Source organism: Streptomyces sp. NPDC001549 (assembly GCF_042894025.1).
GTDB lineage: Bacteria > Actinomycetota > Actinomycetes > Streptomycetales > Streptomycetaceae > Streptomyces > Streptomyces kutzneri.
On record NZ_JBIAVJ010000004.1, the window covers coordinates 336,975 to 362,684 of the forward strand.

General features: G+C 71.4%; 25 protein-coding genes and 2 pseudogenes. 18 read left to right on the forward strand and 9 right to left on the reverse strand.

All coding sequences use genetic code 11. From position 1 onward, the window contains the following. Positions 1-75: 75 nt before the first annotated feature. On the reverse strand, positions 76-1,302 hold the full coding sequence (locus ACFY04_RS09415) for a cytochrome P450 (protein WP_389115278.1): 1,227 nt from the start codon (positions 1,300-1,302) through the stop codon (positions 76-78). A gap of 255 nt (positions 1,303-1,557) precedes the next feature. Between ACFY04_RS09415 and ACFY04_RS09420 the strand changes: the two genes are divergently transcribed. The 10 genes from ACFY04_RS09420 (at position 1,558) to ACFY04_RS09465 (ending at position 11,297) form a co-directional block, all read left to right on the forward strand. After that, the gene (locus ACFY04_RS09420) at positions 1,558-2,223 is read left to right on the forward strand and encodes a molybdopterin-dependent oxidoreductase (protein ID WP_389115453.1); all 666 of its coding nucleotides are present in this window, start codon (positions 1,558-1,560) and stop codon (positions 2,221-2,223) included. Further along, complete coding sequence (locus tag ACFY04_RS09425; protein WP_389115280.1) at positions 2,165-2,932, forward strand: cytochrome b/b6 domain-containing protein; 768 nt, start codon at positions 2,165-2,167, stop codon at positions 2,930-2,932. Before ACFY04_RS09420 ends, ACFY04_RS09425 begins: the two co-directional genes overlap by 59 nt. 23 nt (positions 2,933-2,955) lie before the next feature. Continuing rightward, positions 2,956-3,201: a hypothetical protein gene (locus ACFY04_RS09430; protein ID WP_389115282.1), complete on the forward strand. Its 246-nt coding sequence runs from the start codon at positions 2,956-2,958 to the stop codon at positions 3,199-3,201. 76 nt (positions 3,202-3,277) lie between these two features. Then, positions 3,278-4,600, forward strand: a complete 1,323-nt coding sequence (locus tag ACFY04_RS09435; protein WP_389115284.1) for an MFS transporter — start codon at positions 3,278-3,280, stop codon at positions 4,598-4,600. Between the two features lie 5 nt (positions 4,601-4,605). Further along, a complete protein-coding gene (locus ACFY04_RS09440; RefSeq protein WP_389115454.1) occupies positions 4,606-5,910 on the forward strand; it encodes an anhydro-N-acetylmuramic acid kinase in 1,305 nt (434 codons plus the stop codon). A gap of 106 nt (positions 5,911-6,016) precedes the next feature. After that, entirely contained in the window at positions 6,017-6,742 is a 726-nt protein-coding gene (locus ACFY04_RS09445) for a helix-turn-helix transcriptional regulator (RefSeq protein ID WP_389115286.1), read from the forward strand. A 31-nt stretch (positions 6,743-6,773) separates the two neighbouring features. Then, a complete protein-coding gene (locus ACFY04_RS09450; RefSeq protein ID WP_389115288.1) occupies positions 6,774-7,331 on the forward strand; it encodes a DUF3291 domain-containing protein in 558 nt (185 codons plus the stop codon). Positions 7,332-7,916: 585 nt separating this feature from the next. Further along, a complete protein-coding gene (locus ACFY04_RS09455; protein ID WP_389115289.1) occupies positions 7,917-9,122 on the forward strand; it encodes a serine hydrolase domain-containing protein in 1,206 nt (401 codons plus the stop codon). 148 nt (positions 9,123-9,270) lie between these two features. Beyond that, positions 9,271-10,257 (forward strand): MsnO8 family LLM class oxidoreductase, encoded by a 987-nt coding sequence (locus ACFY04_RS09460; protein WP_389115456.1) that lies wholly within the window; start codon positions 9,271-9,273, stop codon positions 10,255-10,257. A 218-nt stretch (positions 10,258-10,475) separates the two neighbouring features. Next, positions 10,476-11,297, forward strand: coding sequence for a polysaccharide deacetylase family protein (locus ACFY04_RS09465; RefSeq protein WP_389115291.1), 822 nt, complete (start codon positions 10,476-10,478; stop codon positions 11,295-11,297). Positions 11,298-11,322: 25 nt separating this feature from the next. On the opposite strand, the gene ACFY04_RS09470 is transcribed toward ACFY04_RS09465, so the two are convergent. Together ACFY04_RS09470 and ACFY04_RS09475 are read right to left on the reverse strand one after the other, a co-directional pair. Beyond that, a complete protein-coding gene (locus tag ACFY04_RS09470) occupies positions 11,323-12,531 on the reverse strand; it encodes an FAD-dependent oxidoreductase (RefSeq protein ID WP_389115293.1) in 1,209 nt (402 codons plus the stop codon). Between the two features lie 139 nt (positions 12,532-12,670). Continuing rightward, positions 12,671-13,174: a hypothetical protein gene (locus ACFY04_RS09475; protein WP_389115294.1), complete on the reverse strand. Its 504-nt coding sequence runs from the start codon at positions 13,172-13,174 to the stop codon at positions 12,671-12,673. Positions 13,175-13,402: 228 nt separating this feature from the next. On the opposite strand from ACFY04_RS09475, the gene ACFY04_RS09480 reads away from it, so the two are divergent. Next, positions 13,403-13,900 carry a hypothetical protein gene (locus tag ACFY04_RS09480; protein ID WP_389115296.1) on the forward strand — a complete coding sequence of 166 codons (498 nt, stop codon included), beginning with the start codon at positions 13,403-13,405 and terminating at the stop codon, positions 13,898-13,900. Between the two features lie 95 nt (positions 13,901-13,995). Here the strand turns inward: ACFY04_RS09480 and ACFY04_RS09485 are convergent, their stop codons facing one another. Next, positions 13,996-14,940, reverse strand: a complete 945-nt coding sequence (locus tag ACFY04_RS09485; RefSeq protein ID WP_389115298.1) for an EamA family transporter — start codon at positions 14,938-14,940, stop codon at positions 13,996-13,998. Positions 14,941-14,959: 19 nt separating this feature from the next. Between ACFY04_RS09485 and ACFY04_RS09490 the strand changes: the two genes are divergently transcribed. Together ACFY04_RS09490 and ACFY04_RS09495 are read left to right on the forward strand one after the other, a co-directional pair. Beyond that, the gene (locus tag ACFY04_RS09490) at positions 14,960-15,484 is read left to right on the forward strand and encodes a MarR family winged helix-turn-helix transcriptional regulator (RefSeq protein ID WP_389115300.1); all 525 of its coding nucleotides are present in this window, start codon (positions 14,960-14,962) and stop codon (positions 15,482-15,484) included. A gap of 134 nt (positions 15,485-15,618) precedes the next feature. Then, positions 15,619-16,413, forward strand: a complete 795-nt coding sequence (locus ACFY04_RS09495; protein ID WP_389115301.1) for a rhomboid-like protein — start codon at positions 15,619-15,621, stop codon at positions 16,411-16,413. A 128-nt stretch (positions 16,414-16,541) separates the two neighbouring features. Here ACFY04_RS09495 and ACFY04_RS09500 read toward each other — a convergent pair whose 3' ends face one another. After that, entirely contained in the window at positions 16,542-17,111 is a 570-nt protein-coding gene (locus tag ACFY04_RS09500; RefSeq protein WP_389115302.1) for a YrhB domain-containing protein, read from the reverse strand. 115 nt (positions 17,112-17,226) lie between these two features. Next, on the reverse strand, positions 17,227-17,871 hold the full coding sequence (locus ACFY04_RS09505; protein WP_389115303.1) for a WHG domain-containing protein: 645 nt from the start codon (positions 17,869-17,871) through the stop codon (positions 17,227-17,229). Between the two features lie 68 nt (positions 17,872-17,939). Here ACFY04_RS09505 and ACFY04_RS09510 point away from each other — a divergent pair, with 68 nt between their 5' ends. After that, on the forward strand, positions 17,940-19,274 hold the full coding sequence (locus ACFY04_RS09510) for an alpha/beta fold hydrolase (RefSeq protein WP_389115305.1): 1,335 nt from the start codon (positions 17,940-17,942) through the stop codon (positions 19,272-19,274). A gap of 638 nt (positions 19,275-19,912) precedes the next feature. Here the strand turns inward: ACFY04_RS09510 and ACFY04_RS09515 are convergent. Beyond that, entirely contained in the window at positions 19,913-20,467 is a 555-nt protein-coding gene (locus ACFY04_RS09515) for an AAA family ATPase (RefSeq protein WP_389115306.1), read from the reverse strand. Between the two features lie 361 nt (positions 20,468-20,828). On the opposite strand from ACFY04_RS09515, the gene ACFY04_RS09520 reads away from it, so the two are divergent. Further along, a complete protein-coding gene (locus tag ACFY04_RS09520; RefSeq protein WP_389115308.1) occupies positions 20,829-21,038 on the forward strand; it encodes a hypothetical protein in 210 nt (69 codons plus the stop codon). Positions 21,039-21,756: 718 nt separating this feature from the next. Here the strand turns inward: ACFY04_RS09520 and ACFY04_RS09525 are convergent. Continuing rightward, positions 21,757-22,308 carry a ribosome-inactivating family protein gene (locus ACFY04_RS09525; protein WP_314251634.1) on the reverse strand — a complete coding sequence of 184 codons (552 nt, stop codon included), beginning with the start codon at positions 22,306-22,308 and terminating at the stop codon, positions 21,757-21,759. A 657-nt stretch (positions 22,309-22,965) separates the two neighbouring features. Here ACFY04_RS09525 and ACFY04_RS09530 point away from each other — a divergent pair. Together ACFY04_RS09530 and ACFY04_RS09535 are read left to right on the forward strand one after the other, a co-directional pair. Further along, entirely contained in the window at positions 22,966-23,433 is a 468-nt protein-coding gene (locus ACFY04_RS09530; RefSeq protein WP_389115311.1) for a hypothetical protein, read from the forward strand. A gap of 148 nt (positions 23,434-23,581) precedes the next feature. Continuing rightward, a pseudogene (locus ACFY04_RS09535) lies at positions 23,582-23,800 on the forward strand (IS5/IS1182 family transposase); the annotation flags it as partial. 43 nt (positions 23,801-23,843) lie between these two features. Here the strand turns inward: ACFY04_RS09535 and ACFY04_RS09540 are convergent. Then, positions 23,844-24,065 carry a hypothetical protein gene (locus ACFY04_RS09540; protein ID WP_389115472.1) on the reverse strand — a complete coding sequence of 74 codons (222 nt, stop codon included), beginning with the start codon at positions 24,063-24,065 and terminating at the stop codon, positions 23,844-23,846. A gap of 324 nt (positions 24,066-24,389) precedes the next feature. Between ACFY04_RS09540 and ACFY04_RS09545 the strand changes: the two are divergent. Next, positions 24,390-25,599, forward strand: a pseudogene (locus ACFY04_RS09545) (IS701 family transposase). Positions 25,600-25,710: the final 111 nt, after the last annotated feature.

Below are 25,710 nucleotides of genomic sequence, written 5' to 3' on the forward strand. Positions count from 1 at the left end.
CACACCCGCACCCGCGTCCACACCCGCACCCGCGCCCGCGCCCCGCGCAACTCGGACGAGTGAACGGCCGCCGTGTCACCAGGTGACGTACAGGGCCTGCGGTGAGCGGTGGATCAGCGTGGGCCGCATCCGCGGCCGTGGACGGTCCCGGTCCAGTCGCAGCTCCGGCATGCGACGGATGAACAGATCGAGGGTCAGGCGGAGCTGATCGCGGGCCAGTTGCGAACCGGGGCAGCCGTGGGTCCCGTACCCGAAGGCGAGGTGCTGCCGGTTCCCGGGCCGGGTGATGTCGAACTCCCCCGCGCGCTCGTACCGTTGCTCATCGCGGTTGGCCGAGCCGTACGCCACCAGCACCGTGGCCGCCGCGGGCAGTTTCGTCCCGGCGAGCGTCACCGGCCGGGTGGTGGTCCGCCGGAAGGCCTGGATGGCGGTGTCGTGGCGCACGGCCTCCTCCACCGCCGCCGGGATCAGGGACGGATCGGCGCGGAGCATCCGCCACTGCCGCCGGTCGCCGAGCAGGTGCAGCAGCATGGTGCCGATGAGGGCGCTCGTGGTGAGGAATCCGGCGATCAGCAGGTTCTGCAGGCTGGTCACCAGTTCGTGGCGCTGTTCGAGGGTGAGCTCTGCGTCACCGGGGGCCAGGGCGGCCACCATGGCCGAGCACATGTCGTCCCGGGGCCGCTCGCGCCGGTCGCGGACGTACCCGTCCAGCAGGTGCTGGAGCGCGACCACGTCCTCGGCGGCGGCCACCTGCCCCTCCGGCGACAGCGGGCGGAACAGCAGCTCCTCGGCCCGGTAACCGCCGTGCACGGCCGCGGGCACGTCGGCCGGGTCCAGCCCGATCAGCCGTCCGACCACCATCCCGGGCAGCCGTCGGGCGTACGCCTCCACCAGCTCCGCGGACCCGTCCGCCGCGAAGCCGTCCACCAGCTCGCTCGCGCACGTCCGGGCGTACGGCAGCAGCGCTGCCACCCGGGCGGCGGACAGCCCCCGGTTCAGCGGGGCCCGGTGCCGCCGGTGGGCCGCGCCGTCGCTGGACACGACCGTGGGCCGGGGTCCGAACCCCCGTGGCAGGACCCCGAGCGCCGCTTCCGAGAGCGGTATGTCCGGCAGCAGCGCATGGGCCGAGGAGAAGTCCTCCGCGCGCAGCAGCACCTCCCGTACGTCCCGGTCGCGCGCCACCAGCCACGCGTCGAACTCGGGTACGTACGTCAGCCCCTCGGCCCGGCGGGCACGCTCGTAGAGCGGATAGGGGTCGCGGTACAGCTCGTCACGCCGCGCCTGGTCGTCGTGCCAAGCCACTGGGACCTCCGGATCACGGTCGGGACCGGGCCGGGGCCACCGCCGAGGGTGACCTCCGGTGCGCCGGGTCATCCTCCCCGAAACCCGCCCGGCCCGGTAGGGCGCCTGTCGGGAGACCGGGAGGATGTGTGACGGAAGTCTGACGTCGCGCCGGTCTCCCTGGTGTGCCGTACCCAGGGGTGCTGGAATCAAGGGGTGACGACAGACCACCCCGACTTCGAGGGAACCCCCGTCGGCCGCCGTCTGGTGCTCGGCATGCTCGGGCTCGGCGCCGGGGGCCTCGCTGCCGCCCCGTACGTGCAGCGCGGGATCGAAGCCTTCCTCGGGGCCGCCTCGGACAAGGACCCGACCGGGCTCACCGGGCTGCTTCCCAACGGGGGCGGCTTCCGCTACTACTCCGTCGCCACCTCCGTACCGCGGAAGGACGAGCAGAACTACCGGCTCACCGTGGACGGCCTGGTCGAGCGCCCTGCGACGTACACCCTCGACGCCCTGCGCGCGCTGCCGCAGAACCGTGTCGTGAGGGACGTGCAGTGCGTCACCGGCTGGCGGGTCCCCGAGACCCCCTTCGCCGGCGTCCGGCTGTCCCTGTTGCTGGACGCCGCCGGCGTCAGCCCCGAGGCCAAGGCGATCCGCTTCACCTGCTTCGACGGCACGTACAGCGAGAGCCTCACGCTGCCGCAGGCCCGGCGCGACGACGTGCTGGTCTGTCTGCAGATACAGGACAAGCCGGTCAGCCACTCGCACGGCGGTCCGGTCCGGCTCTACGTCGCACCGATGTACTTCTACAAGTCGGCGAAATGGCTCTCCGGGATCACCGTCACGTCCGAGGTGCGACCCGGCTACTGGGAGGAGCGGGGCTATGACGTCGACGCCTGGGTCGGCGGGTCCAACGGGCGCAGTGACACCCCCACCGTCTGAACCGATCCGACGGGTCGCCAGGTTCACCCGTGCCGAGCGCTGGGTCCACCGCACGACCGCCGCACTGACCCTGCTGTGCGTGGCGACCGCGGCCGCTCTGTACGTACCGCAGCTCGCCGAACTGGTAGGCCGCAGGGATCTCGTGGTGACGGTCCACGAATGGTCCGGGATCCTGCTGCCCGCGCCGTTCGTCGTCGGTCTCGCCTCTGCCGCCTTCCGGGCCGATCTGCGCAGGTTGAACCGCTTCGGACCGCACGACAGGAGGTGGCTGCGCGCGGTGCGGCGGCGCGACCGCCGGCGCGGATCGCGGCCCGCGGGGAAGTTCAACGCCGGCCAGAAGATCTACGCGTCGTGGATCGCAGGCGCTGTCCTGGTGATGCTGGCGACCGGTCTGCTGATGTGGTTCACCCACCTGACCCCGCTGGTGTGGCGCACCAGTGCCACCTTCGTGCACGACTGGCTGGCCCTGGCCATAGGGGTGGTCCTGGCCGGGCACATCAGGATGGCGCTCGCCGACCCGGAGGCGCGGAGGGGGATGCGCACCGGGTCCGTCGAGCGTCCCTGGGCGGAGCGGGAGCACCCGCTGTGGCTGAGCGACGAGCCGAAGGGCGAGCCGAAGGAGAAGCCGGAGGGCAAGCCGAAGGACAAGTCCGCCGAACGGCCGGAGGAGGGAGCAGAGGCCGGCTGCCGCTGGAGGCGAACCAGTTGAAGCCCGTGGCGGCCTCCGCTCTGATGACGGACACAGGGCTGCTCACCTCCACCGGTGAGCGCCTGCCCGAATACGCCTGCCTGGAGCGGAACCCGGGCCGGGGCGTCTGCCCGGCGGACCTGGACGTGACCGGTTGGTACGCGGAGTTCCACCCGGTCTCGCACCACTGGCCGACGCAGCTCTTCGAGAGCTCGCTGGTCCTGGCCCTGGCCCTGGCCGGTGTCGCCCTGTACGCCGCCTTCCGGCTGGTGGGCGCCCGCCGCGCCTGACTCCCCGACGGGGGCGGCGTACGGCAGATGGGGGACGGCACTTGTGGAGCTGCCCTGCGGTCAGCACGCTTGATCCATGACCACACCCGTCCCCGGTCCGGTGCGGCCTCCTGCGACGGTCCGGCCGGACGACGCGCGCCGGGCGCTGGTGGCGGGTTCCGTCGGCAACTTCATCGAGTGGTACGAGTTCGGGATCTACGGCTACTTCGCCACCGTCATCGCGGCCCAGTTCTTCACCCCGGAGGGCGGCAGCGAGGTGGAGGGGCTCGTCAAGGCGTACGCGTCGTTCGCCCTGGCGTTCTTCTTCCGGCCGGTCGGGGCCGCGGTGTTCGGGCGGTTCGGTGACCGGGCGGGCCGACGGCCCGCGCTCGTCCTGGTCGTCTGTCTGATGACCGGTGCCACGGCAATGATCGGCCTGCTGCCCACGTACGCCTCGATCGGCACGGCCGCGCCGTGGCTCCTCACGCTGCTGCGGATCCTGCAAGGGCTGTCGGCGGGCGGGGAGTTCGGCGGGGCGGTCTCGGTCATGACGGAATGCGCGCCACCGGGCCGCCGGGGCCTGTACGGGGCCTGGCAGTCGTTCACGGTCGGGCTCGGCCTGCTCGCGGGGGCCTCCGTGGCGGTGGTCCTGGCGAGCGTACTGACCACGGCGCAGCTGTACGGCTGGGGCTGGCGGGTGCCGTTCCTGCTGACCCTGCCGCTGGGGCTCATCGCGCTGCGGCTGCGGCTGCGGCTGCCCCCGGACGCGCCGCCCGCCGCCGCGCCGGGCGGCGCCGGGGCCGAAGGCGGGCCCCGGCCGCGTCCCGGGGAGACGGTCCGGGCGGTGGTGCTGGGCGTCGGGCGGATGATGGGCTGGTCGGCGGCCGGCTACACCCTGCTGGTGGTCATGCCCTCCTACTTGCAGAGCACGCTCGGCACCACCTTCCAGCGGGCACTGCTCGGCACCGTCCTGGCGAACCTGGGGTTCGCCGCGTCGATCCTGCCCGCCGGCAGGCTGAGCGACCGGATCGGGCGGCGCACGGTGATGGTGGCGGGGGCCCTGCTGGTCGCCGTGCTCGCGCTCCCGCTGCTGCACCTGGTGCAGGACCCCGGCGGGCCGGCGTACGAGAAGGGAGCGGCGCTGTTCGCCGCAGGGGCCGGCGTCGGCCTGATGGCGGGTCCGGGGCCCGCGATGCTGGCCGAGATGTTCCCGGCCAGAGTGCGCTGCACCGGGCTCGGGCTGGCGTACGCGCTGTCCAACGCCGTGTTCTCGGGCTGTGCGGGGCTGATCATCACCGAGGTGGTCGAGCGGACCGGGAATCTCGACGTCCCCGGGTACTACGCCGCGGCGACCTGCGCGGTGAGCGTCGCCGCGCTGCTGACGCTGCGCGGCGACGACCACCGGCGGGCGCTGCGGTGAGCACCCTGCGCGTGGTCGGGCTGATGTCCGGCACGTCGTACGACGCGATCGACGCCGCGGCCGCCGATCTCTCCCTCGACGGCGACACGCTGGTGCTCACGCCCCTGGGGATGATCAGCACGGCCTACGACGACGATCTGCGGGCGGACCTGGCCGGGGCCCTGCCGCCCGCCGGGGCGGACCTGGCCACGGTGTGCCGCCTCGACACCCGTATCGGACGGGCCTTCGCCGCGGCGGCGGTGCGCGCGGACGAGGAGCTGTGCGGCGGGCGGGCCGACCTGGTGGCGTCGCACGGGCAGACGGTCTTCCACTGGGCCGAGGACGGCCGGGTGCACGGCACGCTCCAGATCGGCGAGGCGGCCTGGATCGCCGAGGCGACCGGCCGGCCCGTCGTCTCCGGCTTCCGTACCCGCGATGTGGCGGCCGGAGGGCAGGGCGCGCCGCTGGTCAGCATCGTCGACGTGATGTGGCTGCGGGGCCGGCCCGGGGTACCGGTCGCACTCAACCTGGGCGGGATCGGGAACGTGACGGTCGTACCGGGCGGGGCGGACGGGACCGGTGGCGAACCGCTCGCCTTCGACACCGGCCCCGCCAACGCGCTGATCGACGCGGCGGTGCGCGCACTGGCGGGGCACGACGCCTCGGGCGAGGCGTACACGATGGACACGGGTGGAGCTCTCGCGGCGCGGGGTGCGGTCCACCCGCCGCTGCTGCGAAGGCTGCTGGACGACCCGTACTACGCCCGTCCCGCGCCGAAGACGACGGGCAAGGAACTCTTCCACCTGCCCTATCTGCGCTCGGCGCTGGGCTCGTGCGGGCCGCTGCCCGCCGAGGACGTCGTCGCCACGCTGACCCGGCTCACGGCCCGGACCGTCGCCGACGCGATCCGGCCCTTCGGGTCGACCGAGGTGATCGCGTCGGGCGGGGGGACGCGCAACCCGGTGCTGATGGCCTGGCTGCGGGAGGAACTGGGCGGGGTCGGCCGGACCGGCGGGGCCGACGCGGCCGACGCGGGGGGCGTGGCGGGCATGGTGGGCGCGGCGGGTGGGTGCGTGGTGCGGTCCTCGGACGAACTCGGGCTGCCTGCGGGGGCGAAGGAGGCGTACGCCTTCGCCGTTCTGGGCTGGCTCACCGCACACGGTCTGCCGGGCACCGTCCCCTCGTGCACGGGCGCCCGGCGCGCGAGCGTCCTCGGGTCGATCACGCCCGGCGGTCCGGGCCTGCGCCTGCCGCGGCCGCCGGCGACGGCGCCGGTCCGGCTGACCGTCGGCGGTGGACCCGGCACGGGCCGGCCGCACCACGACCGGTGATGGCGTCGCCGGGCCCGGCGCGGCGGACGCCCGGGGCATCGGGACGTACCGGCGGGGCGGGTTCCGCCTTTCTATTTCCAATCTGCGTTGTTCCTAGAATGGCCGTGTGAAGGATATCGATGCGATCGCGATGTTGCAGGATCCGGTGCGGCGCCGCCTGTACGAGTACGTGGCGGCCCAGGGCCGCGAGGTCGGCCGCAACGAGGCCGCTGAGGCGGCCGGGGTGGCGCGCACGCTCGCTGCGCACCATCTGGACAGGCTGACCGAGGCCGGACTGCTGGAGAGCGGCAGCCGCCGCCTGACGGGTCGCTCGGGTCCTGGGGCCGGCCGTCCGGCCAAGGTGTACACGCGGGCGCGGGCCGAGCGCTCGGTGTCGCTGCCCGCCCGCGACTACCTCACCGCCGCCGAGTTGCTTGCCGAGGCCGCCGAGCAGGCGGGTCTGGACGCTGAGCTGTGCGCGGCCGCGGGCCGCAGGGGTGAGGCCCTGCGAGGCTCGGCGGCGCCCTGTGGCGGACTGGGCGAGGCCATGGAGATGCTGGCCGGCCGCGGCTACGAACCGTACCTGGAAGGCGGCGCGGGCCCGGAGGACTCGGAGGGCGTCCAGGGCGCCGAAGGTGCTGGGGCGGTGGCCGGGGCGGCCGAGCGGGTCGTCCGCCTGCGCAACTGCCCCTTCCATGCCGTCGCCGAACACTTCCCGCCGCTCGTCTGCGGCATGAATCTCGCGCTGCTGGAGGGGCTGCTCGGCGAGGACGGTCCGGTTCGCGCCCGCATGGACGCCCGGCCGGGGGAGTGCTGCGTGGCGATCGAGACTTCTAAAAACAATGATCGTTGACATAGAAGAGGGGTCATGCTGGGATGAGGCCATGACCGCATCCGCGCATGCCGCCCACCTCGCCCAGCTCAACGTCGCCACGCTCCTCCACCCCTTCGACGACCCGCGCATCGCGCCGTTCGTCGAGATGCTCGATCCGGTCAACGCCGCCGCCGACAGCGCGCCCGGCTTCGTGTGGCGGCTTGTGGAGGAGGGCGCGGGCGACGCCACCCGCCTGCGCCCGGCGGGGGAGGACGTCATCGTCAACCTGTCGGTGTGGCAGACCCAGGAGGCCCTGTGGGACTTCGCCTACCGCAGCGGGCACCTGGAAGTGATGCGCCGGCGCCGCGAATGGTTCGCGCGGCACGTCGAGGCCCACCTGGTGCTCTGGTGGGTCCCCGCCGGGCACCTGCCGACCGTCGCCGAGGCCCTGGAGCGGCTGGCCGGCCTGCGGGCGCACGGGCCGTCCCCGCGCGCGTTCACCTTCGCCGCCGCCTACACCGCCGCGGAGGCCGCCCAGCACCTCCAGGCCCTGCCGCCGACGCAGCCTGAGCAGGCCGCCCGGAGCGCGGGTTCCCTGCCGACGGTCCCTGTGGGGGAAACACGATGAACCCTGCCTCCGAGCGCCGCTCGACGACCTGGCCGCCGCCTCCCTGCCGGTGAGGTCAGCAGCGCTGCCAGGCGAAGCTCGCCTCGTCGTAGCGGCCTGCGGCGAGGTCGGCGGGGACCCTTGTCGCCGCGCTGTACGGGAACCGCGGGCACCGGCCCACCGGGGCCGGTCACCCCCTCTGCGTGTGCGCCGACGAACCAAGAAGCACGGTGATGACCGTGGGGGTGAGGACAGTGACGCATCGGCGCGCGTGCATGTTCGCTCCGTGCCTCGGAGGGATGGGATCTCGCTTCTGTGCCTACCAGGACCAGGGGTGTGGCAGGTGAAACGCGACCGCGAGGCGGTTCCCGGTGACCTGTTCGGACCAGGCTGTGCGGTACGGATGGCAGAGGCCCGCCCGCTGACCGCCCGGCTCGGCGGCAGCCTGAATCCGGCGGCGACTTGCGCGGCCAACCGGGGGGTCGTGACGCGCGCCGCGGACCCGGCGGGTCGCTCGGGCTGCTACTGCTGGGCCGGGCCGGGCGCCGCCCGCCCCAGCCATCCCGCCCGCCCCGGCCATCCCCGAGCACACCAGGAGCCACGTACATGCCGACCCGTGCCCGCGCCCGAGCCCGCCGCAGCCGCCTCCGCACCGGGCTGTCCGCCACCGTCCTGACCGCCGCCGCGCTCGGAGGGCTGCAGCCCGCGCAGGCGGCCGGTGACCCGGGCCCGGGCGATGGCCGCCCGCACCACGACAAGCGCCTCCAGCGGCAGCTCGACGGGCTGGTCGCCCAGGAGGACGGCCCGCCCGGGGTCATCGCCATGCTCACCCGGGGCGACCGTACGGAGGTGTACACGGCCGGCGTCGGGGACATCGCGACCGGTCGCCCACCGCACCCCGACGACCACATGCGCATCGCCAGCATCGCCAAGGCGTTCAGCGGGGCCGTCGCCCTCCGGCTCGTCGACCAGGGCCTGCTCTCCCTCGACGACACCATCGGCGAGCGGCTGCCCGACCAGCCCGAGGCCTGGCACGCGGTGACCCTGCGTCAGCTCCTCCAGCACACGAGCGGCCTGCCGGACTACACGACCGACCCCGGGTTCGTGGACATCCTCCGCGCAGACCCGCGCCACGTGTTCGACCCGCGCACCCTCCTCGACTTCGTGGCCGACGAGCCGCTGCGCTTCGCCCCCGGATCCCTGTACGAGTACTCCAACTCGGACAACATCGCCGTCGCGCTGATGGCCGAGGCCGTCACCGACCGCAGCTACGAGGACCTCCTCAAGGAGCTCGTGTACCGCCCGCTGGGGCTGCGCCGCACCAGCCTCCCCTTGGGCTACCGGCTCCCGCATCCGTACCTGCACGGCTACGACGTCCAGCCGCCGGCCGAACCGGAGGACATCAGCGAGGCACTGGGCGCCTCCAGTGTCTGGGCCTCCGGCGGCATCGTCTCCACCCCCAGGGAACTGGGCACCTTCATCCGGGCCTACGGCGGTCCCGCCCTGCTGTCGCCGCAGACCCGCAAGGAGCAGCTGACCTTCCGTCCCGGCGACTCCTCGGAGCCGGCCGGCCCCGGCACCAATGCCGCCGGACTGGCGATCTTCCAGTACACCACCCGCTGCGGAGTGCTCTACGGCCACACCGGGAACTTCCCCGGATACACCCAGCTCGCGGCCACCACACCCGACGGCACCCGGTCGCTGACCTTCTCGATCAACACCCAGACCAGCAAGGGCAACAAGCCCGCGCTGCTGGCCCGACTGCGCACCGTGCAGGAGAACTTCGTCTGCGCCCTGCTCAAGGGGCACTGAGCCGCGGCGACGACGCCGGTTGTCGCGACGCCGGTTGTGGTGACGCCGGTGTCGCGACGCCGGTTGTGGCGGGGCGGTGTGGCGGCGTGGCGCGAAAACGATCACGCTCGTCCGCGCCGCCACCCGCGATCCCTATGCTGACGCCATGCTGCTCGACATACCTCTTTCAGCGCTGGAAGTCGCGATGGTGCAAACGGGCACCCGAGCCACGGACACCCTGCGGGACACCACGGCCTTCGCCCAAGGACTGGAGGACCTCGGCTACCACCGCATCTGGTACGCGGAGCATCACCACTCTCCCGCGATCGGCGCGTTCCCACCGGTCGTACTGACGGCGCACGCGGCCGCGTCGACCTCGGCCATCCGTATCGGTTCGGGCGGGGTGCTGGCCCCCAACCACGCCCCCATCACGCTGGCGGAGCAGTTCGGCACGCTGGCCGCCCTGCACGAGGACCGCATCGACCTGGGCATCGGCCGCGGTCCCGGCACGTTCGACGAGGCCACCGCGCGGGCGCTGCGCCGCGGCGCCGAACCGACGACGGATGCCGAGTACCGGGACGACGTGGCCGCGATTCTTTCGTTGCTGGTGGACGAGGTGGCACTGGGTCCGCTGCCGGAGCCGTGGCTGCTGGTCTCCAGCCCCGCGGGGGCCGCGCTCGCGGCGGAACTCGGCCTGCCGGTCGCGGTCGCGCACCACATCCGGCCGGACAGCACCCTTGCGGCTCTGGAGTGTTACCGGTCGGCGTTCTCCCCGTCCCGCTGGTGCGAACGGCCCCGGGTGCTGCTGTGCGTGGAGGCGGTGTGCGCGGAGACGGAGGAGGAAGCCGTCCGGCGTGCGGGGCCGATGAACGTCGTCAAGGCCGGCCTCCTGAAGGGGGAGAGCCAGACGCCCTTCCCCACCCCCGCGCAGGCGGCCGCCCACCCCTTCACGGAGCAGGAGCGGCAGGCGCTGGCGGGCTTCCGCGCCCAGCAGGCCGTCGGCACGCCCGAGACCGTCGTGCAGCGGCTCGCACACCTGGCCGCCGAGACCGGGGCGGACGAGCTGATGCTGGCCACCCCCGTCTACGACCTCGGTGACCGCATCGCCTCGTACGCGCTCATCAGGAAGCACTGCGGAGCCGCGACGGCACCGTAGACCGGACCGCCGGCCGTGACACTGCTCACAGGCGGCGCGGCACCACGGATGCGGCCACAACCGTTGGCGCTCCGAGGTTGTCGCCGTCTCGCCGGGGGACCCGTGTGCACTGAACCACACAAAACGGGCCATTTGGTGGAGGAAGGGGTCCGAACGGATGACCTAGCCTGGACCGACCAGCGAGATCCGGGGGCTGAGGGCAAAGGAAGAGCACGTCCATGCGCATCACCACCACTTCCGCACGTCGTCGACGGGCGGGGTACGTCGCTGCGGCCGCCCTCCTCGGCCTCCTGGCCGCAGCCGGCTCTCCCGCGTACGCCGCCACGGACGACTCGGTGGGCCGCGCCCCGGACGCGCCCCCCGCCGGCCACTCCGCACCGGCCGGAACCGCAGGCGCCGCCCAGGGCACTGCCCAGGGCGCCTCAGGGGTCCCGCTGGGGATCTCCCGGCTGGCGCAGGGCGCGGGCCGCCAGGTCGCGATCACCATCGACGACGGCCCGGACCCCCGCTGGACGCCCCAGGTCCTGGAGACGCTGCGAAAGAACCACGTCAAGGCCACTTTCTGCATGATCGGCACCAAGGCGCAGAAGTACCCGGAGCTGGTGCGCGCGGTCGCCGCCGACGGGCACCAGCTGTGCGACCACTCGGTCGACCACGACGTCACGATGGACCACAAGCCCGTCGCCTACCAGCGGCAGCAGATCCTCGACGGCAAGGCCATGATCGAGAAGGCCGTTCCCGGAGTCGCCGTGACCTACTACCGCGCGCCGGGCGGAGCCTTCACCCCTGACAGCCGCGCGATCGCCGCCGCCAGCGGGATGCGGCCGCTGGGCTGGAGCGTCGACCCCAAGGACTGGAGCCGGCCGGGCCTGGAGGCCATCCTCTCCACCGTGCAGGGCAAGCTCCCCCACCAGCCGACGGTCCTCTTCCACGACGGGGGCGGCGACCGCAGCGAGACCGTCGCCGCGCTGAAGGAGTACCTGCCCTGGCTCACCGAGCAGGGCTACGGCTTCTCCTTCCCGGCCCGCACCACTCCGTAGCACCCGGTCCCGGCCTGCCCCTCCGCTATGCGGCGGGGAGGCGGAAACCGTTGAAGAGGTCGTCCATGCCGCGCAGGGCCAGACGGTCCGGGGTGACACGGACCGCGAGATCACGGACGGCCGCCAGGACCGGATTGCGCAGGACGCCCAGACGTCCGACGCGGCGGGCGCGAAGCCGCACGGCGTCGGTTCGGTCGCGGCGAGCGGCGGTGTACGCGGCGAGGGCGGCCGGAACGGCGGTGTCCCCGCCGTCGTAGCTGTCCCCGCTGTCGCCGCGCTCTCCGTCCGGCAGCAGATGGGCGAGGACCACCGCGTCCTCGATGGCCTGGCAGCCGCCCTGGCCGAGGTTGGGAGCCATGGCGTGGGCCGCGTCGCCCAGCCAGGCGATCCGGCCGTGGTGCAGGTACGGGAGCGGGGCGGCCAGGTCGTAGAGGTCGTTCCGCAGGACATCGGCAGCGTCGAGGCGCCCGACGCGGTCCAGCAGGGCCGGAACGGGGTCGTGCCACGAGCCGAAGCGCTGCCGCAGTTCGGTGCGCGGGTCGGCGAGGCGGGTGTCCGGCGGGACGACCGCGGTGGCGTAGAGGTAGGAGCGGCCGTCCACGAGCGGGGTCACCCCGAACCGCTGCCCCCGGCCCCACGTCTCGCTCATGGCCGGTATCCGCAGGTCCGGGGCGTCCACGATGGTCCGCCAGGCCGTCTCACCGATGTAGTGCAGTCCGGGGTGCGCGGGGAAGTGCGCGCGGCGCAGCGGACTGTGGATGCCGTCGGCGGCGACGACCAGATCGGCGGGAAGGTCCGGGCCCGCCGCCGTGCGGACGGCCGGGCGGCGGCCCTCGGCATCGTCGACGCCGGTCACCTCGGTGCCGTAACGAAGGGCCGATGGCGGCAGCGCGGCGGCGAGGGTGGCGGTGAGGGCCGGTCGCGGGACGGCGAGGGGCGCCATGCCGTAGCGGGCAGCCATGTCCGCGGTGCCCGCCCGGGTGAGCCACCGGCCGTCGGGGCGGCGCACGCCCATCGTCGCGGGTACGGCGCCGCCGATCGCGCGGGAGACATCGATGCCGACAGCCTCGAGCGCGCGCAGGGCATTGGGGGCGAGGCCGATGCCGGCGCCGGTGACGGGGGGTTCGGGGGCGCGTTCGCAGACGGTGACGCGCCAGCCCCGGCGGTGCAGGGCGACGGCGGTCGTGAGGCCGCCGATTCCGGCTCCGACCACCACCGCATGACGGTTCGTCATGGCCGACTTCTCCGTTCGGGGCCCGGTGACACCCCACTCTAGAACGGTGGGGTGGCGGAGCACGCGCCCGTCCCGGACCTCAGCGCACCCACCCGCACCCACCCGCGTCCGACTCCGCCGCGTGGGAGCTGCCTCCAGCTCAGCTCTTGGTATCGGCCTCCGCGTCGGCGAAGAACTCGTCGGCGACGGCGCGGGCACGGTCCATGTCGGTGAGCGGTTCACCGATGATGCGCCCGGCCAGCTCGGTGGCCAGCCCGAGGACGTGCTCGCGGAGCTCCGCCTCGGCGATCACGCGGTCGGCCTCCAGCTGCACGGTGGTCGCGGCGATCATTTCCTCGCGCGCCTTTTGCCCCTCCGAGCGAACGGCGGCGAGGAGGGCGAGGCCCTCCTCGTGTGCGGCCTGGCGGATCTGAGAGGCCTCGTGACGGGCGGCGCTCAGCTCCGCCTGGTACTCGTTCCGCACGCGCTTCGCCTCCCGCTGGACTGCCTCGGCCCGCTCGAACGTGCCCACGGTGGCCTCTTCCCGCTCGGCGAGGGTCTTGTCGATCCTCGGAAGGAGGACCTTGGCCAGAGCGGCGAAGACCGCGAAGAAGGTGATGAGGCCGACTATGAGCTCGATGAGATTCGGTTTCAGGGGTCCCATGATCGAATCGTAGCGGCGCATTATTGGTTCCGCTTCGAAATGTGGTGACCCCATGGCCTGAAATCGCCTGCCATATAGCCGATATGAGGCGACGTCGGCTGCTTGAGGTGCTGAGGCTTGTGGCAGGTCGTGCGGGAGTGCGCCGGACGTCAGGTGGAACATGCTCGGAACCCTCTGAGGGCGAATGCGGTCCTCCTCTGGGAGCAGCCGTCAACGAAAGGAAACCCCATGAACGCCACCGCCCCGTACGCAACTCCCTCGGCCAAAGGCCGACAGGCGGCTCGTCCCGGCCGCCGACGCCGGAAGGGGGCGACGTCGGCCATCATCGCCTTCTTCTTCATGGCGCTGCTCGGGTGCGACGCTGCCGACAACGAACCGGGCAGCGAAACCTCGGCGTCCTACCTGGAGACGCCCCGCGCCGTGCAGGGAAAGGAACCCAATCAAACCACGAAGGAATTTCACACATTCCTGCTGGGGAACGAGGCCACCAAAGACCTCACGGCAATCTTCTTCGATGTGTTAGTGCAGGGCTCTGGCCTCACCATGGACGTACAGATCGTCACCGGGCTGGACCGTGAGCTTCGTGACTCGGACTCCCCGGACAAAGAGAAAGCGGAGCGGCTGGCTACGGCATTCGCCGCCTGGCGTACCGAACATTTCAAGGACCATGGCAGTGTCAGAATCTACAACCCGGCAATCGAAACGATAACCAAGACCACCTGGTGAACGCACACCCGTCACGCGCCTGCGCGTGATGGCCGGAGCCGATGAGGAACTGGATCCGGGCCGGCTGAGCCGCGGTTGGTCGGGTGCTGTCCGGGTCACACGGAGCGTCCGGTGCGCCCGGCTTTTCGCCGTCCGCAGTCGGGCCGGCCGGAAGCCGCCCGGTCCGGGCGGCTGGCCTGTCGGCCTTTGCCCGGGGGCCGGCCCAGAGCGACTCCGCCCAGTACGAGTGCCAGTCCGCACAGCTGCCGGCCCGTCAGTACCTCCCCGGCGACCGCCGTCCCGAGCAGTACACCGGTGACCGGGTTGAGCAGCCCTATCAGGCCGACCGTCCCGGCGGGCAGACGGCGAAGCCCGGCGAACCAGGCGGCGAAGGCCAGCGCGGTGGCAACCAGGCCGACGTAGCAGAACGCGAGGAGGGCCGACGGGGACACCGGTGGCGGGGCGCCCTCTACGGCCACGGCCACCGGCAGCAGGAGCAGGCCTCCGGCGGTGAGCTGCCAAGCGGTCGAGGCGAGCACACCGGCGTCGGCGGTGGCGGTGTTCCACCGCTTGGCCAGGACGTGGCCGACGGACGACACCAGCACCGCTGCGGCCGAGGCCAGGATGCCCGGCATGCTGATCCCGCCCGCGCCCCCGAGCAGCATGAGGCACACCCCGCCCAGCCCGGTCACGGCGCCCGCCAGGTGAGCCACGCTGGGCCGCTCGGCGACCAGGGGCCAGGCGGCGAGCATCATGATCAAGGGGGACACCGCCATGACGGTCGAGGCCACGCTCGTCGGCAGCAGCTGGGAGGCGGTGAAGACGAGGAAGAAGAACACGCTCACGTTGAGCAGCCCGAGCACCGCGGACCGTCCCCACCATGCGCCGTGCGGCCGTCGGCGGCACAACGCCAGCAGCACCAGGCCGGCCGGCAGCGCTCGCAGGGCGGCCCCGTACAGCGGGTGGTCCGCCGGCAGGAATTCGTGGGTGACGAAGTAGTTGGCACCCCAGGCCACCGGTGCCACTGCCGTCAGCGCCACCCAGCGCGCATTTGCTTCCATGGAAGGTAATATAGCTTCCATGGAAGCAAACGTGTCGTCCGCGGAGCACGGCCCACCCCTGGACCGGGTGGCCCGGATCCAGGCCGACTGGCGCCGCGAAAGGCCTGACCTCGATGTCGGCCCGCAGGGCGTGATCGGCCGACTGCACCGCCTCGCCGACCGGCTCGGCGCAGAACTCCGCCTCGTCTACGACCGCTACGGCCTCAGCGAAGGCGAGTTCGACGTCCTGTGCGCACTGCGCCGCGCAGGTGAGCCCTTCGAACGGGCGCCGGGCGAGCTCGCCGCGCACACCATGGTCACCACCGGTGCGATGACGAAGCGGATCGACCGCCTGGAACGGTCCGGGCTCGTCACCCGGCGGCGCTCCGACGACGACCAGCGCGGCCGGATCGTCGCCCTCACCTCGGCCGGGTGCGACCTCGTGGACCGGGCGTTCACCGACCACATGCGCAACGAACGCCGCCTGCTGGACCTTGTGACGCCCGAGGAGGCCGCGGTGCTCGAAACGCTCCTCGCCACCTGGCTTTCCCGTCTGGAGGACTGACGGCGAGGGTTTCCCCTGGTGAGGTCACAGAAGCCGGCCGGCCGGGCACACGGGCCGGCGGCGCGGCCCCGGTCGGGACGGCTGCCGCCACCCGCCGATCCCCGCCTCCGGCTCGACCTGGAGAATGCCACGGTATGAACTCTCAGTCGCTGTCGCGCCCTTGGGACGGACCACTCCGCGCCGTGCGGGGGTACCCGCGCCGTGCGCCGCTGACCCTCGCCTATGTCTGCCTGCTCCTGGCCAGTCATACATGGGTCGTCTACGGGTTGTCCGCCGATCGGGCGGACGCCGTGCTGGGCTACCTCAGCACCAACCTGGACAACCTGCAGGACCATCCGTTGCCCGCGCTGCTCGGCAGCGCGCTGTTCTTCGACGGCACGCTCACCGACGTCACCTCGACCGACTTCGTGGGCACCTTGATCACCTTTGGCCTCGGTGTCTGCTGCTTCCTGGCCTGGGCGGAACACCGGTGGGGGAAGCGGCGCGCCGTAGCCGTGTTCCTCGGCGGGCATGTCGCGGCCACCCTGCTCACCGCCGTCGTCATCACCGTTGCGCTGCAGCACGGTTGGTATCCGACGGCCGTGCGGCAGGCCGTGGACTACGGGGTCAGTTACGGAGCCCAGACCGTGCTGGCGGTCGGCACGCTCGCCCTGCCGCGCTGGGGCCGCCTCCCTTGGGCTGTATTCGTTCTTGCGTGGCCCCTCGGCGGTGCCGACTGGACGACCGGGCCGCTGCCGGACTTCACCACGGTCGGCCATCTCGTAGCGGCGGCCCTCGGCTTCGGGCTGTTGGGTGTACCGGCCTTCAGGCGGCAACGGGTCCGCACGGCCGGGCCGTCCTCCGCCGCGAGCGACTCCGGGCTGCACCGAGGCTCCGTTCCGGAAACGACGTCCGCGGCAGCCGGAACGGAGACACCTCCATCGGTCTGAGCTCCAGTGACGACGAGAGTGGGAGAACTGCCGAGAACTGCCCCGAACCGGTCTTCGTCCACCGCCGACTCCCCATGACGCAACGCACCGAAAGGGCGCTCGGTGACGAGCCGCAGCGGCTGCTGCGCTCAGGGCGCTTGACGGTGCTCGGCTCCGCGGACGGTCGCCACGGACAAGACCGGGTCGGGAGGCGGCACCAGCTCTCCGGTGGCGATTTCCACCAGGTGCGCCGGAGCGTCGCCGTGGTGCAAGGCGATCGCGTACTCGACGATCTGATCGTGGGAGAGCACCGGCACTCTTCGGCGCAGGAGGAGCATGGAATGAACCCTCCCGCGCGTGTTTGCCGCTGCCCGGATCTCATCGTGCAGGTCGTCCACCGCGGTCCGCGTGACCTGCCCTCGAATGCGGGCTCGGTAGTCCGCTTCCCACTCGCCGGTTACCGCGGCGACGACACCGATCCGGTGCAGACCTCCGTCGACACGGTCGACAAGGTACGGCCCGTTCCCACCCGGCATGTAGTCCGGATTCCGGGTGCGCAGATACTCCTCGGACGTCCAGGAAACGATCCATGCCAGCTCGTGCCGCTCAACATGTGACACAGCCATGCGCATCGGCTCTGCGCCGGCCGGCAGCCCCCGCTGGTGGTCGCGTTCCAGCTGTTCCTCAACCATCCGAACCGCGTCATCTCGCTCTATCACCCGGTCAGCATCCCGTACGGACTCGGATGTCGGCCACCAGGTTTCCTGCTCGCCAGGCGACGCCACCGGCACCCCGGCCAGGACCGGGGGAGCCCGGATACCGGCCCTGATCCTGTCAGGGAGCCGGTTCGGCCTGCCGAAGGCGGCGGAAGACCTCCGGGGTCGTCCATCCGCGCAACGTGGCATGAATGGTCGATCGGAACGCGGCCTCGGCCGTGGCGGCGTCTAGGGCGCCGGCCAGTTCCAGAGTCACGAGCCCGTGCAGGGTCCCCCAGATCGAGAGGGCGATCGACCTCGCTTCGCCGGCGAGGACGGACGCGGCCAAGGCGCGATCGATCGCCGCGAGGAGCGGACGGACCGGGTCACTGACGCCGACCTCCCCCGACGGGTCGAAGGACTGCACACCACCGAACAGCACGGTGTACAGGTGGCTGTGCCCGCGCCCCCAGCTGCGGTAGGCGACGGCCAGCGCGTAGAGGTCGGCAAGAGGGTCCCCGGGGTCCGCGGGGTCGGTGGGGTCCGCTGAGGTCTCCACCGCCGAGAGGCCCTGGAACAGGCCGGCGACGGCTCTGTCGCGCACCGCACCGATGAGCCCGTCCTTGCCGCCGAACAAGGAGTACACCGCCGTCGTCGACGCCTCCGCAGCGGCGGCCACGGCGCGGACCGTCACCGATTCCCGCGGGCGGGTGGCGAGCATCTCGGTCGCGCACACCACAAGCCGCTCTTTGACAGCGTCGTCGTTCGTTCTCGGCCTACCCACGCCCGGCAGCCTACCGCCTCTGATAACGTCGTTTTGAAACGATGTTCTGAAACTGTCGGAGGTTCGCCGTGCCCTCGTCCGCCATACGTCTCGTCCGTTTCACCGGACGCTTACTGCTGCCCCTGGCCGCCGTCGCGACGCTGGTCGTCGTCTTCGTCGCACTGATCGCCCTCACGGACGGGGCGGGCTCGGGGCTCGCCGCATGGTCGACGACCTTTGGAGCCGGGACTGCCCTCGCGATGTGGCGGGGCCGGCACCGCACTTGGCCGGCACGGCTCGTACCGTTCCTGCCGGTGGTGGTCGCGGCCGCACTGACGGCGACGGTCTGCATCCCGACCGTTCCGACGGCCCGGCGGCACCCACCCGCTCTGCCGTTCGTGGCCACGCAGCACTGGAGCCTGGCCACGGGCAGCCGGGTCGCCGTCTACCACTACCCGCCCGCCGACTCCGGCACCCGGCGTCCCATCCCGTTCGTGTACCTCAACGGCGGACCGGTCCGCGGCATCTCGGTGCTCGACCACCGGTTCCTGCAACTCCTGGCAGGCCAGGGTTACGACGTCTACGCCTACGAGCAGGCCGGTGGCGGACGAAGTGACCTGCTCCCCATGGGCCAGTACACGATCTCCCGGTCGGTCCGCGACCTCGCGGCCTTCATCGACCGCCTGGACAAGGGCAAGGTCGACATCCTCGGATTCTCCTCAGGCGGCGTCGTACTCACCCGGGCCCTGGCCGACCCGAGCGTCGCCGCACGCATGCACCGGGCGGTCATCGCCGAGCCGGGCCCCATGGACGGCCCCACCGCGCACATCACCGGGCACAAGGGCAGGGAATCCGCACGGGGCCTGGCGCCGGCCATGACCGGACCGCGATCCACGCACGTTCCCCGGTACGGCGTGGCCTTCGGCCTGATGCGACTCGGACTCCTCACCCCCGACACCGGACTGATCGGACAGGCCGAGGGCGACAACGCCTTCACGGCCGCCGACCTCGGCAGCGACACCGCATCCGCCTACTGCGCGCGCGACGCGCACCGCATCCCCGCCGAGGACACCGCACAGAACTTCTCCTTCAGCCCCGCTGCCAGCCTCCGCGTCCAGCAGACGGTCAAGGACGCGCCCTCCATCGCACCGTTGCTGAGGCAGTCCCGGACTCCCGCGATGCTGATGATCGCCGAGTGCTCCTCCCAGGTCCGCCAATGGGCGACCGCCATCCTGGCCGATGACCCCGCCATCCAGCGCACGCAGTACCTGCCCGGAGTCGGACACCGCATGTGGAACGGCCTGGACGACAACAACGACCGAGCCGCCGCCGTCATCACCGCGTTCCTCCAGGACGAGCCGGCGCCCCTGCCGAACCACCCGACCCGCGACGAGATCCCGGCCTTCCTGCGCGACCACGAATGAAGACGTCGTCCCCGTCACCGTCCCGTCACCGTTCCCGCCCCGTCCCCGTCACCGGCAACAACGGGCGGCACCTCGGGGCCGCCCCGGCCCTGCGCGGTGTCGAAGTCGCCGACGAGGAGCGGCCGACCGCCCGGAACAGCCGACAGGGGCGCTGCACGGCCCCCTCCCCGGAGGGTCCGTCAGGCAGGCTGCGAGACTTGGGCGATGAGCACAAGGCGCCGCCCTCTCGGGCAAGGACCGGTTCCCCTCCGCGAGGATCAGGAGCAGCGCGTCGCACGCGGCCGCACGGCTGCCGAGCGGGCCATCGAGGACCCGACCCCGGCCGACCCGCCCCAGGCGGAGCCCTCAACGGCCCGGCGAACACTGGGGTTCGGGCTCGGCACCCACACCTGAGCCGGATCGCCCACGCCACCCCTGCTGGTGGGGGCCGGACGTAGCCGGGACCCTGAGGCCTTGCCTGTTCGATCCGGAGTGGCGAAGCCGGGACCGGTGATCTTCCCCCTTGCCGTCGATCGGATTCTCGCCGACCGCCACCGCGCCGAGATCGGCCGGTCCGTCCTCACCCTCCCGAAGCACGGTCACGGCGGTCCGCTGCTGAACCGTGGGCACGGCCGCGGGCTTGCCTGACGCTCCTGAGGTCAGCGCGCTCGGACGAACGCTCCGATCTCGGCCACCCCAGGACGGCAGCCGTCGGACGTGTCCACGAGCAGGGCAGGCGCGTCGAGGGAGATGCCGACGAATGCCTCGGGACTGTAGGCGCCGGTGGCGATGTCGGCGAGGAGCTCTCGGTCGCCGTGCGCCGCGCGGTGCCTGTCGGACCCGGCACGCTCGGTGATGCGTGCGACGACAGCCGGGGTGGGGGCGGTGCAGCGGATGATCCTGAGGTCGGCGATCTCGACGAGGGGTTCGAGGCCGGGGCGCCAGAGCCGGTCCTGGTAGGCGGCCTCGGCGACGACGGTGACTCCGGCTTGGAGGAGCACGCCGAGGGTGTCGAAGAAGGCGTGCATGGCCGGGATGCCGAAGGGGTCATCGCGGTCGGCCCGGCGGGCCGCGGCGTTCATGACCATGCCCTGTTTGATCTCGTCACGGATGATCGCGGGGCAGCCGATTTCACGGGCGAGGCTGTGCGCGAGGGTGGTCTTACCAGTGGCGGGCGGACCGCTGACCACCGCGAGGGTCGGCCGTGCCGGCATTCGCTGAGCTCCCGACGGTGTGTGCGGGTGGGTCGGCCCTGCCTGGCCGGGCGAGTGACCGGGCGGGGCTCGGGCTGAGCTGGAAGGCGGTGGATCCGGGCTGTTGGCCCAGTGTCTCGTACGCGGCCGGGTGCTGCTGTGCCAGGGCGGCACCGGCCCGTCCGCGTTGCGCGTACGCCGGTCGCACACACAACCGGGCATCACCGTCGGCGAATGGCGCCTCGGCGGTGATGAGTACCCTCGGCCCGTGGAAGATCGCGCGGAGTATGTGAGGTATCAGCAGGACCGGACCGTGCTGGCGGCGGTCGGGGCTCACCTCGGTCCCCAGATCGGTCCGATCACGGTGCGGTTGCCTCGGTCCGTGGCAGAGTCAGCGGTTGCTGCCTGGGATCGGGAGGAGCTGGGTGTGGTCGGCGAGGAGACCCGTGGAGGGTACGAACTGCGTCATGACGCTGCCGAGCTGGCTTTCATAGGCCTGGCGATCTCCTCGTCCGGTGTGTGGGACGGCGAGGAGGTCGTCGTCGACCTGGATGTCGTCCAGATCGCGTCGGCCTTGCGGGCCGCGTGGTAGGCCCAGCACACCGCTGTGGCTGGGGAGGCCATGGAACCGGAACCAGCCGCCGGACGACTGCGGCCGGTCCGCTGAAGGTAAGTTGATCCGCAGCCGGCCGGAATCCAGGGGAGGGGCTTGTCGGAGTGCCCGGCGCCACTCCGGCGATCCCCCGGTCGTTGTCCTTGGCACCGATGACCGTGGCCTTGGCGGTCCCCGCCGCCAGCGGGTCGGCCAGGCTGGTGCCCGGGAGTTCCGGCGTGCCGCTGAGGCAGTCGGCCCCGCCGCGCACGTCGAGGTCGGGGTGGTCCCCGGTGATGCCGGTGTCGACGATCGCGACGTTCACGTCCGGCGAAGGACCGCGGCCGTCCCCGGACCGTACGGAGGACTTCTCGGCGTCGATGCGGTCGGCCCACGTCGGCAGGCACTGCCGCAGGGTGAGGTCCGCGGCCGGGCCGCAGCGCTCGGCGGTACGGGGCGGGCTCACAGGGGACGCGGCCGTGTGCGGCGCGCCGGATTCAGCGCCCTCTGAGGCGGCAACGGCGCCCTCGGATATCCAGCGCCCGCCCCCGCCCCGGCACGCCGGAACGTGCTGGGGCATATGGGGATTCTGCACGCGCGAGCAGGAATCGCCGATGTCAGGGTTCTGGCGAGTTCCTTAAAGAGGTGCTCGTCCCTATTCGGAGCCCCAACGCCTTTGGATGGGTGGAGTGTGGGAATTTCAGACGACTGCTGTGGACTACAGTCGCCCTCCGGTCATCCAAATACGTGACATCGCGTCGGCCAGGGCGGGGTATCGGGCGGCCTCGCAGAGCATTTCCGAGAGCACGAGCATTCCGTGAGCGGTGCTCCGCGGATCGCGGTTCTGGTGCAGCCGGATGACCGCGTCGCTCAGGGGCCGGCGCCCGAGCAGGATCCCCGAACGCCGGACGGCGGCGGCCCGCTCCAGATCGGCCCGGCCTCCGCCGAACGGCAGGGCTTCCGTTCGGCGGAGGCCCGGCGGCGCGACCGAGTCCCGCACGTGGCGGACGTACGCTTCCGGCGGGGCCTGGCCGTTCTCGAAGATGTTCCGGAAGCCGGCGATCCGGAGGCTCGTATTGCGTGGGCGGAGCTCGATGTAGAGCTCGATGAACAGACCACGCAACTGGACGTGGAGAGGAAGGTAGGGCATTTCGCCCTGCTTGCGCCCTGCTCCGCCGAAGAATCCCTGCGCATCTTGCGCCTTCGACCGGATGGTCGACGTCAGGGTTCGATACTCGTCGGCAGAGGCGAGCGCCGGGGAAAACAGCATCGGTATCAGCATGGCCGGCCTATCGGGGGAGAGGTCGGGAACTCGGACTTCCCGTGAGCGATCTGACCGCAACCGCTTGGATTCTGCTGCACTCACGCATGCACATCACCACCTTCGCCATAATCCGACGACGGGTTCATCATCCCGTCGGTGCCGGGTTCGGTCCGATGCGCTCCTTTCTAGTCGTCCGGGCAGCGGACAAGAGAATTATTGGCCCCTGATGCTAAGAAATCAGCGCGTGATCCCGGAAGCCCGGAGGGCTGGACGCAAGACGCAACAGGGCCTGTCGGGGCCCGGGTTGTCGGCCGCAGGACTGCAGCGAAACGGCCCCGACCAGCAGCACGATCTTCGATTCACCCCGGCGGGGCAGACCATCGTGAGGGCTGCGGTCGGACGTGGACGGGGGTGGTGCTGTTCATGGAGACCGATGCACCGTTCGGTCCGGACTGCGGCCGCTTCCCGGCCCGTCAGCCACCACCGACAGGCGAAGGTCCGACCTGTACGCTCAACCACCGGAAGGGTGCCCTGACTTCTGCCGCAGATAGGCCTTGATTGCCACATCCTTGCAGGTCAGCGGCATCTTCTTGCTGTCAGGGCGTCAGGTCGACCGATTCCGCTGAATGCCAAAGGGCCAGACGGTCCCTTGCAGTCGCAGAGATGGACGAAGAGAAAGGTGGCACAGTGCTGGTGCCGTTGATGGGCCTGCTGCTGCTCCTCAGTGTGGCTACGGCGGGAGCAGGCATCGTGATCGTCGTTCTCCTGCTGAAGAACCCGCCCCTGCCTCTGTCCGCATTCTGTGCGGTTCTCGTTCTGGTCTTCTCTTCTTTGGCAGCAGCCGTGTACTGCTACGGCTGGTTCTCCGTCACCATGGGGGGACCGTTCCCTGAGTTGTGCGAAGACACGAACGCCGCGGGCGCCCAACTGGCCGGCATGCAACAGGAGTACTGGCCTCTGCGTAGTGCCTGCGTGTACTCCGACGGCACAACGGTGGAGTACGTCCCCATGTCGATCAACGTGCTCGTGTGCGTGCTGGCAAGCCTTGCCGTCGTCCTGACCGGTGCTGCCGCATTCCTGCGCCGGCGGGCCCGGCAGTCTCCTGACAGGACCGTCGTTCACGTCGCGTGATCGTCATGCGGCAGGGCTCCAGGTCCGCCTGGACCTTGGAGACTTCCGTAGAGGGCTGTCCTCAAGACGCCGGGCACACCTGCCCTGCCGCGCTCGCCCTGCGGCGGGTGCGGGGCCTTCCCCTTCCGTCGGGCGTCCGTGAGTGGGCGAGGGCCTCGGGCCGTTCCGGGGCAGCCTGACCACGAGGATTCGTCTGGCCGCAGGCGGCGGCTGCCGGCCTCTGGCCGTGCTGATCGCGCCCGGGCAGTGGGGCGATGCGCCTCAGCTGATTCCGGTCCCGGAGCGCGTTCGCGTACCACGGCCGGCCGGGCGGCGGTCACCCGCGCACCCGGCCTGGTCATGCCGGCGGCGGCACCGTCACCCCCGCTGCGATCCGACTCCGGCTGCGCCCCTGGGTGCCGGGTGGCCCCTCACTCGCCGGGATGGCTGTGGTGGCCGAGCAGGCCGAGTGCCGTCAGCACAGCAATGCAGAGCGTCATCCAGCCGATGAACGCGCCACCGCCGTACAGCACCGCACCGGCCACCGGCGCCCCGGTCTCACGCGAAAGTACCTCCGCCACCACCGCTACCAGCAGCGACGATACGAAGGACAGCAGTGCGAGCAGTACCTGAACGGGAAAAGTCAGCCTCACCAGTCGATCCCTTCACCAAGGTGATCGACCAGTCGGCGGGCAGCCTCAGCTCGACCACCGCTTGCGGATGGCCTGCTGAGGCTCTGCGACGATTAGAGACTCATCGTGCTCATTGCCTGTCGAGATTGAAGCACTGTCCCCCATCGGACACGTCGCCAGTGCTTGTGGCTCTCGCATGAGCAACACGGAGCCTATCGGCAGGCGTTGAAGATCGCCAGCATTCAAGCCTGGACGGTGAGCGGTCACAGACCCACCGGTCGCAGCACTAGTAGTGCTTTGTTAGCTGGCCTTGTCACGGTTGGTGTTCGGTAGTTCGCTGCTTGCATGAGGGCGGGTGAGCTTGCTGAGTGTCGGGCCCGGTTGGAGGAGTTCGCCTGGCAGGTGTTCGCGCCGCTGGTCCGGAGGGACCAGCGGGCGAAGGGCCAGTTGTATCTGCGGGGCCTGCTGCTGGACGGTCGGCGGAAGTCGATGCAGCCGATGGCCGAACGGCTCGGCGTGGATCATCAGCAGTTGCAGCAGTTCATGACCTCCTCGACCTGGCCGGTCGACCAGGTGCGGGCCCGTCTCGCCTGGCGGGCTGTGCGAGCGGTGCGTCCGCAGGTGTGGGTGGTGGACGACACCGGCTTCCCCAAAGACGGAACGTCTTCACCCGGAGTGGCCCGCCAGTACTCGGGCACCTTGGGCAAGGGTCGGCAACTGCCAGATCGGCGTCAGCGTCCACGCCGCCTCGGACACCGCCTCATGCCCGCTTTCGTGGCGGCTGTTCCTGCCCGAGAGCTGGGACGGGACCGAGGCGGCCGAGCGGCGCAAGGCATGCCGCATCCCTGCCACCGAACACCACCAACCCAAGTGGCAGCTCGCGCTGGACATGCTCGACGAACTCGCGGGGACCTGCCTCCGGCCTGCGGCCCTGGTCGCGGACACCGGCTACGGCGCGAACGCCGACTTCCGCCACGGCCTGGAAGACCGCGGCCTGGCTTACGTGTTGCAGGTGAAAGCCGAGATGACCGCGCATGCCGAGGACACCGAACCGATTACCCCGGCTTATGGCGGACTCGGCCCGCGCCCCAAGCCCCGCTACCGCACCCGGCCGGTTTCCTTACTCGAACACGTGCTGGCCGCCGGACGGGACAAGGCGGTGCCAGTGACCTGGCGCAAAGGCTCCAAGGCCGCGATGAGCTCACGTTTCATGTTTCTGCGGGTCCGGCTCGCGGGCCGGCGCCCCAAACCGGGCGAGGACGGAACGATCCCACTCAGCTGGCTGATCGCGCAGTGGCCCGAGGGCCAGGACGAGCCGGTGAAGTACTGGATCTCCAACCTGCCCGCCACCATCCCCGCCAAGGACCTCGTCCGCCTGGCGAAGTCACGCTGGCGGATCGAGCACGACTACCGCGAACTGAAGACCGCTCTAGGCCTGGACCACTTCGAGGGACGTTCGCTCACCGGCTGGCACCGCCACGTCACCCTCGTCACCGCCGCCCACCTGTTCCTGACCGAGCAGCGGACCTGCCCAAAAGCCCCTGCCAGGGCCTGACCCTCTACCAGGCCCTGGACCTCCTCCAACACCTACTCGCCACCCGGACCGGCACCTGCCCCACCTGCCGACAACCCACCCCATGGCAGCCCCACGACACCAGCTAACAAA